Annotated in this window: 9 protein-coding genes; 6 read left to right on the top strand and 3 right to left on the bottom strand. The window is 71.5% G+C overall.

Going from position 1 to position 7,338, the window contains the following annotated elements:
* The 6 genes from ABD151_RS00990 to ABD151_RS00965 form a co-directional block, all read left to right on the top strand.
* On the top strand, positions 1-664 hold a 664-nt coding region (locus tag ABD151_RS00990; RefSeq protein WP_343990373.1), incomplete at its 5' end, for a type II secretion system F family protein.
* Positions 665-689: 25 nt separating this feature from the next.
* Positions 690-875, top strand: a complete 186-nt coding sequence (locus tag ABD151_RS00985; RefSeq protein ID WP_343990371.1) for a hypothetical protein — start codon at positions 690-692, stop codon at positions 873-875.
* Positions 850-1,278: a TadE family protein gene (locus ABD151_RS00980; protein ID WP_343990369.1), complete on the top strand. Its 429-nt coding sequence runs from the start codon at positions 850-852 to the stop codon at positions 1,276-1,278. Before ABD151_RS00985 ends, ABD151_RS00980 begins: the two co-directional genes overlap by 26 nt.
* On the top strand, positions 1,275-1,742 hold the full coding sequence (locus tag ABD151_RS00975; protein WP_343990366.1) for a hypothetical protein: 468 nt from the start codon (positions 1,275-1,277) through the stop codon (positions 1,740-1,742). The genes ABD151_RS00980 and ABD151_RS00975 overlap by 4 nt, the downstream gene beginning before the upstream one ends.
* Entirely contained in the window at positions 1,739-2,209 is a 471-nt protein-coding gene (locus ABD151_RS00970; RefSeq protein ID WP_343990363.1) for a pilus assembly protein TadG-related protein, read from the top strand. The genes ABD151_RS00975 and ABD151_RS00970 overlap by 4 nt, the downstream gene beginning before the upstream one ends.
* Positions 2,210-2,655: 446 nt before the next feature.
* Positions 2,656-3,672, top strand: coding sequence for a magnesium and cobalt transport protein CorA (locus tag ABD151_RS00965; RefSeq protein ID WP_343990360.1), 1,017 nt, complete (start codon positions 2,656-2,658; stop codon positions 3,670-3,672).
* Positions 3,673-3,730: 58 nt separating this feature from the next.
* On the opposite strand, the gene ABD151_RS00960 is transcribed toward ABD151_RS00965, so the two are convergent.
* The 3 genes from ABD151_RS00960 to ABD151_RS00950 all read right to left on the bottom strand — a co-directional run.
* Positions 3,731-5,344, bottom strand: a complete 1,614-nt coding sequence (locus ABD151_RS00960; RefSeq protein WP_343990358.1) for an HNH endonuclease signature motif containing protein — start codon at positions 5,342-5,344, stop codon at positions 3,731-3,733.
* Positions 5,345-5,559: 215 nt separating this feature from the next.
* Positions 5,560-6,177, bottom strand: a complete 618-nt coding sequence (locus tag ABD151_RS00955) for a copper resistance CopC family protein (protein WP_343990356.1) — start codon at positions 6,175-6,177, stop codon at positions 5,560-5,562.
* Positions 6,174-7,338 (bottom strand): Dyp-type peroxidase (locus tag ABD151_RS00950; RefSeq protein WP_343990353.1); only part of this gene is annotated, 1,165 nt, incomplete at its 5' end. The genes ABD151_RS00955 and ABD151_RS00950, both read right to left, overlap by 4 nt.

The following is a 7,338-nucleotide window of genomic DNA, read 5'->3' as shown; positions in this document are numbered from 1 at the left end:
GCGGGACGCCGGCACCGCCCGCACCGTGCACGAGTTCCGGATCGAGCAGGTGCAGTGGGGCCTGTGTGGGCTGGCGATCGCGGTCGCCTATGCGGTGCAGGCCAGCGTGCGCGACCCGTCCGCCTCGATCGGCCTGGCCCTCTCCTGCGTGGCGGCGTTCGTGGCCGGGGTGGTCGCCCGCGACACCTGGCTGAGCAGCCAGGTGCGACGCCGTGAGCAGCAGATCCTGGTGGAGTTCCCGGTGATCGCCGAGCTGCTGGCGCTGGCGGTGGCCGCCGGGGAGTCGCCGGCCTCGGCACTGGACCGGGTGGTGCGACGCAGCGGGGGAGCGCTGGCCAGTGAGCTCAGCGAGGTGCTCGCCCAGATCCGGACCGGCACGCCGGTCGCCGCGGCCTTCGACGGGTTGGCGGCGCGGAGCGGGGTGGCGGCGGTGGCACGATTCGCGGCCGCGGTGGCGGTCGCCGTCGAGCGGGGCACGCCGTTGGCCGGCGTCCTGCACGCGCAGGCCGCGGACGTGCGGGAGGCGGCGCGCCGCCAGCTGATCGAGAGCGGGGCGAAGCGGGAGATCGCGATGATGGTGCCGGTGGTCTTCCTGGTGCTTCCGGTGGTCATCCTCTTCGCGTTCTGGCCCGGCGCTGTGGGGTTGTCGATGGTCACGCCGTGACCAGGTGAGCAGAAGGAGATCTCGGGTGAGGCGATGCAGGCGGTGCTGGAGCAGGGCGGGTCGCGGGCGTGACGTCGACGAGCGGGGCGACGTCCCGGCGTGGGTGATGCTGGCGGTGATGACGGCCGGGATCGTGGCCGGACTGTGGGAGTTCGCGGGCGGCGAGCTGCAGGCGATGTTGCGCGATGCGCTGGCGTCCGTGCGCGGGTGAGCGCGCCCGCGGCCGCCGGCACCGGGGGCGCGATGCCGAGCGCGGCAATGCCGTCGTGGAGTTCGTGCTGATCACGGTGATCCTGGTGCCGCTGGTGCTGGGCGTCGTCCAGGTCGCGCTGGTGCTGCACGTGCGCAACACCCTGACGGCGGCGGCCTCCGAGGGCGCCCGGCATGCCGCGCGGGCCGACGCCGGGCTGCCCGACGGCGAGCGCTACGCGCGGGGCCAGGCGAGCGAGGCGATCGCCGGTCGCTTCCTGGACAAGGTGGTCGCGACGTCGTCGCGGGTCGACGGGGCGGAGACGGTGGTGCTGCGGATCAGCGCCGAGGTGCCGGCGCTGGGGCTGTTCGGGCCGGCGGTCCGGGTCTCGGTGGAGGGCCATGCGGTCGAGGAGCCGCGGTGAGGCGGCGGGGCGCCGTGGGCCGGGGCGCGGCCGCAGGCGTGCGCGCGGGGGAGCGGGGCAGCGCGATGGTGGAGTTCGTCTGGTTGGCGATCCTGCTGCTGGTGCCGCTGGTCTACCTGCTGCTGGCGACCTTCGAGGTGCAGCGCGGCGCGTTCGGCGTGAGTGCCGCGTCCCGGGCGGCAGGGCGTGCGTTCTCGCTGGCGGAGTCGCCGCAGGAGGGCCGGCAACGGGCGCGCGCCGCGGCGGCGATGGTGCTGCGCGATCAGGGTGTGGACCGGTTCGAGCTGGAGATCAGCTGTCGCCCGGAGCCGTGTCTGTCTCCGGGGTCGGTGGCCACCGTGGTGGTGCGTACCGAGGTGGCGTTGCCGTGGGCTCCCGACGTGCTCGGCGGTGGGGCGCCGCGCTTCGCGGTGAGTGCGACGCATCGGGTGCCGAGTGGGCGTTACGTCGAGGCCGCGAGATGACGGCGTCGCGGGCGCCTGCGGCGAGGCCGGGCGTGGTGGCGGAGCACGAGGCCGGCACGGTGACGGTGCTGATCATCGGGTTCGCGGTGGTGCTGATCCTGCTGGTCGGGGTGGTGGTCGATGCATCCGCCGGCTACCTGCAGCGCCAGGCGTTGGACAGCCTGGCCGATGGGGCGGCCTTGGCCGGCGCGAACGAGGTGCGCGGTGCCGCGGTCTTCAACGGCGGCCTGGACGGCGAGCGGGTGCCGTTGGCCACCGACCTGGCCACTCGCGCGGTGGACGCCTACCTCCGGGAGACCGGCGCCTTCGCCGACCACCCCGGCCTGCGGGTGGCGGTCCGGGTGCGCGACGACGCCTTGGAGGTCACCCTGCGCGCACCGCTGGACCTCCCGATCACCGTCGCCGGCCTGACCGACGGCGAGGTCGGCGCCACCGCAGCCGCCGCCGTGACCGTCAATGTGACCTGACGGCGACTTCTTGCCGCTGAACCGGACCGTGAGGTCACATTGAGTGGCTAGGCGCTCGGCTTCGGGTCGCGGTGGGCGAGGAAGCCGGAGACGGCGCTGTCCTGCTCGCGACCCGGCATCGGGCGGGACGCTAGCCCCGGGCTTGTGATGCCCGCCACGTCGTCACCGTTCAGTGGCACGCGGGAGCGGAGAGCCGATGCGCAGGGAGCGGCGCTCTCATGCGAGGATCGGGTGGTTCTCGCGAGGCGGTCCAGCCCCGAGTCGAGCGTGAGGAGGTGGTGGCGGTGAGTACCGGTGGTGATAGTCCCCAAGCGCGTCTCGCCGCTGCCCTGATCCGCTAGTCGGTTCGGTTCGGCCCCGGCGTGACGGATGCGCGTGCTGACGCGCCCTTCCCTCTCTCGCACGCCCGGCCATGTCGGGGTGCTCCCGTCTGTTCAGGAGCAACCATGGGAACCATCGAGAACGCCGTCTACGTCGACGGATGCCGCCACGCCGACCCGGCCACGCAGGGGATCGGCGATGATCTGCTGCGCGCCGGGAGCGGGATGGACTGGATCGGCCTGTATCGCCCGACCCGCCAGGAGTTGGACGCGGTCGCTGCCGAGTTCTCGTTCCATCAGTTGGCCCTGGACGACACCATCAAGGCGCACCAGCGGCCCAAGCTGGAGCGCTACGACAACCTGCTCTTCACGGTGCTACGGCCGGCCCGCTACCTCGACGCCGAGGAGCGGGTGGAGTTCGGTGAGCTGCACGTCTTCACCGGTCCCGACTTCGTGGTCACCGTGCGGCACGCGGAGTCGCCGGACCTCGCCAAGGTGCGACGCCGGATGGAGGCGACTCCGGAGCTGTTGCGGCTCGGCCCCGAGGCGGTGCTCTACGCGATCTTCGACGAGGTCGTCGACGCCTACGAGCCGGTCTGCGACGGCCTGGAGAACGACATCGACGAGATCGAGTTCCAGGTCTTCGAGGGCGACCCGACGGTCTCCCGGCGGATCTACGAGCTGACCCGCGAGGTGATCGAGTTCCAGCGCGCCACCCGGCCGCTGCTGGGCATGCTGCGCAACCTGAGCCTGGGCTTCGACAAGTACCGGGTGGATGCGGAGCTGCGCCGCAACCTGCGCGACGTCGAGGACCACGTGATCAAGCTGATCGAGCGGGTCGACGGGTTCCGGGCGCTGCTGCAGAACATCCTGACCGTGAACTCGACCCTGGTCGGGCAGCGGCAGAACGAGGAGATGCAGCGTCTCACCGAGGCCAGCATCGCGCAGAACGAAGAGGTCAAGCTGATCTCGGCCTGGGCCGCGATCCTCTTCGCGCCGACCCTGATCGGCACGATCTACGGGATGAACTTCGACGACATGCCCGAGCTGCACTGGCGCTACGGCTACGGGTTCGCCCTGGCGTTGATGGGGGCCGTCTGTGGCGGGCTGTTCCTGGTGTTCCGGCGCCGGGGCTGGCTCTAGGACTGCACGCCGTCGGCGGCGCCCAGGGGCATCCCGCTGGGTGCCGACGGTCTCCGGCTCATCGTCGCCGGGTGAAGCGGATGCCTCCGTGGGGGAGGTATTCGACGATGTAGGTGGGGTCGTGGATGTAGTGGTGGTGCTTGCTGCAGAGCAGGCTGCCGTCGGCGAGGTCGGTTCGTCCGCCGAGGTGCCAGGGGTTGTTGTGGTGTGCTTCGCACCAGGTGGCGGGGATTCGGCAGTTCTCGGCGAGGCAGTAGGGGTGGATGAGGGCGAGGGCTCGGTGTTGGGCTGCGCTGTAGAGGCGTTTGGTTCGCCCTAGGTCGAGGGGTTGGCTGTGGCCGTCGAGTACGGCGGGGATGATGCCGGCGTTGCAGGCGAGGCGTCGGGCTTCGCCTGCTGAGATGCGGTCGTGCCAGGCGTCGCGTTGGGTGGTGAGGGTGGCGGTGCCGGTCTCGTTGCGGAGCGCGTCGAGGCTGATGGTGACGACGACGGTGGTGGCGTCGCCTCCGTGCAGGGGGAGGCGTTTGGGGTCGAGGGTCTCGAGGAGGGTGTTGAGGGCGCGGGCGTTGCGTTGTGGGGTGGAGAGCTTGCGGACGGGGTTGGGTTGGCCGCCGCGGGTGCCGCTCGTCCGGCCGTCGTGGCCGCAGTGACCGCCGGTACCTTCTCGGTCGCAGCCGCAGCCGCAGCCGCAGCCGCAGCCGCAGCCGCAGCCGCAGCCGCTGCTGCCGGTGCAGGCGCAGGCGCAGGCGTCGCTGGTCCTGCCGCTGGCACCGTTGCCGCCACCGCTGCCGGTCGCGCCGTCGCTGGCTGCGTCGTCGAAGGTGCCGTTGTGCGGATCGCGGACGGGACATTCCAGGTCCCCACACGACTCGCGGTAGGTGCCGTCCGCGTCGGACGCGCACCCGCAGGGTGCGGGGGTGAGGTGGTCCCTGCGTGGGTTGGTGATCGCGTTCAAGGCGGTGGCGAGTCGGTTGGCGCAGCCGTCGGTGAGCAAGCCACTGATCCGGGTGGTGCCGTCGCCTTGGGGCTTCAAGGTGAGTTGTTGCCGCTCGCGGGCCGAGCGCTCTTCATCGGCCAGGCGCTTGCCTTCCACGGCTTCCGCGATCTCGGGGGCGACGACGTCGATGATCCGTTTGCCCATCCGGCGTAGGTCGTTGGGCCCGAACTCCTCGGCGTGCTCGACAAGGGTCCGTTCGGCGTCACGAAGCACCGTGGCGTCGAGGTCATCGGACAGTGCGTTCAAGGACCGGGTGATCTCCACTGACTGAGCGAGGTTGACCCGGCCTTCGCGGAGTGCGGCGTGTAGGTGCATCCACTTGCTGTCGAGTTCCCGTGCGGTGCGTAGTTCGCGGGCCATGGTGCCGTGGGCCTGCTTGGTCTCGTGGGCGAGGTAGTCGCCGATGTTCCTTGCGCCGTGGGCGTCGGCGACATCGAAGGCACAGGCCAGGAGCCGGTAGTTCAGCTCGGTGAGCTGGGCCTGCAATGCCGGCATCTTCAGGAGCACGGCTTGCTTCTCGGCGGTGCTCAGGTAGATCGGTTCAGCATCGAGACAGGAGTCGAGGGCGGCCTCGATCGCGAGTGTGGCTTGGCAGATCGCCTGCTGACTCAACGCCAGCGCATCCGGCTGGATGGTCGCAGTAGGCGGACCGGATGGGGGAGTGATGCGTGGCATGGATGCCTCCGAGCGGCGGGTGTCTCGGGTGGTTCCCGAGCACACGACAGACGCTACGAGTGACCTCCGACACGGCCCGTCGAACGGCAGCGGGACCGTCCGTTGGACGGTGCCGCCGACCGACCCGCCGACCGACCCGCCGACCGACCCGCCGACCGACCCGCCGCCTCGCCGCCCCGCCGCCTCGCCGCTACCAACGTCCTGGCCGGGTACATCTAGCTCGGCTCTCGCACCCGGCGGGAGGCCCAGAACATGAGCCCTGCCAGGGCGAGCAGCACGGGGCCGACGCCGATCAGCACCTTCTCGGCCGCCGTCAGCGCACTGCTCGATCCGGAGCCCTCCGCGCCCGGCGCAGCGCCCGCTGCCTGCGTCCCCGCATCGGCACCCGCAGGCTCGGACGACCCGCCGTCCGAGCCAGAGGAGCCCGACGAACCAGAGGAGCCCGACGCCCCCGGAGCCTCCACCTCACCCTCGCCCACCCCGAAGGTGGACTGCCCGGTGACCGGGTGACCGTCCTTGCTCATCACCCGGAACGCGACCACGTACGTCCCCTGCTGTGGATGGGCCGCGACCTCGGCGGTGACCACGTTGGCGTCCACCTCGATGGCCTCCGGGTCGTCCAGGCGGGTTCCGTCTGGCGCCGTCACCGTGACGTAGGCGGGGGCGATGATCGGCTCGCTGAAGGTGAGCGTGATCGCCGTCGGCAGCTCCGCCAGCCGTTCTCCGGACTCCGGGTCCATGGACATCAGGCTGGTGTGTGCCTGCGCGGGAGCGCTCCAGCCCAGCAGTGCCAGACCGCACGCCAGCAGCAGCGCAGCAAGCCGGGCGCTCACACCTCCTCCAGGAGCACGTCGCCGACGTAGCCGTCCGGCCTCGCTGCCGGCGGGATCGCATAGACCGCCGAGCCGATCGCATGCACCCACTCGTTGAGCCGGTCCTGCTCGTCGAGGCGCTGCTGCACCGGCACGAACTGGCGCGCGGGGTCGGCGCAGTAGGCGAGGAAGAGCAGCCCGGCATCCTCGCCGGTGCTGCGGTCCGGGTCCTCGACCGCGTAGTTGTAGGCCCGCCGCAGGAACCGCTCCGCCGGATCGGTGCTGTGCGCCCGCGCCACATGGCTGGCCGGATCGATCACCGGGAACCCGAACCGATCGGTGGCCTCGAAATCCGGCTCGTCGAACTCGCTGAACCCGGTCAACGGAGCGCCGTCGCGCAGACGCCGCCCGATCGTCGCCTCCCGCCCGGCTCGGTCCACCCGGTCCCAGCGGTCCATCTGCATCCGGATCCGGCGCAGCACCAGGAAGGTGCCACCGGCGAACCCCTCCTGATCGGACCAGACCAAGCCGTCGAAGTCGGCGTCGTCCGGGCTCGGGTTGACGGTGCCGTCCACCTGACCCATCAGGTTGCGCATGGTGGTCCCGTCCGGCACGGTGCCACGCGCGTTGCGGAAGCCGTGCTGGGTCCACGCGATGCTGGCGAAGGCACGCGCGTCCTTGGTCAGCATCCGCCGCGCATGCGCCAGGGTGATCGGGTCGTCGGCGCAGACCTGGGCGATCACGTCGCTCTGGCCCCACTGCTCCTGCAACCGGTCCTGGCCGAAGGTGGGCAGCTCCGCGAGCCTCGGGCGTCGCTGCCGCGGCAGCAGCCGGGCCATCAGCTGCGGCGAGAAGCCGAAGGTCACCGTCAACCGGGAGGGGAAGCGGGCCAGCTCCTCCTCGGTGTCCGCGAGCGCGGGGGATCCGGCCGCCAGCCGGACCGCGTCGTCGCTGAGCAACCGCATCATCCGGCGCAGCTGCTCGACGCCGGAGCCGGGGTTCAGGTTCCAACCCAGCAAGGTGGCGTGCGCCTGCGGCGGCGTGCTGATCCCGACCTGATGGACATCGAGGGCGGGCACGGTCTGATAGCCGTCACTGGCGCCCGTGGCTCCGGCATCCGGGGTCGTCGCCGTCTGCTCCGGGGTGGACGCGGTCACCGCCACGGCGGCGGCAGCGCTCCAC

It is taken from the genome of Nocardioides dubius, from assembly GCF_039528155.1.
Classification (GTDB): Bacteria; Actinomycetota; Actinomycetes; order Propionibacteriales; family Nocardioidaceae; genus Nocardioides; species Nocardioides dubius.
The sequence above is the reverse complement of the archived record's forward strand: the minus strand, read 5'-3'. Positions and strand labels throughout refer to the sequence as shown.

Coding starts and splice junctions, on each gene's coding strand:
- ABD151_RS00980 (WP_343990369.1), top strand. CDS start 850: ATGCGCTGGCGTCCGTGCGCGGGTGAGCGCGCCCGCGGCCGCCGGCAC.
- ABD151_RS00970 (WP_343990363.1), top strand. CDS start 1,739: ATGACGGCGTCGCGGGCGCCTGCGGCGAGGCCGGGCGTGGTGGCGGAG.
- ABD151_RS00965 (WP_343990360.1), top strand. CDS start 2,656: ATGGGAACCATCGAGAACGCCGTCTACGTCGACGGATGCCGCCACGCC.
- ABD151_RS00960 (WP_343990358.1), bottom strand. CDS start 5,344: ATGCCACGCATCACTCCCCCATCCGGTCCGCCTACTGCGACCATCCAG.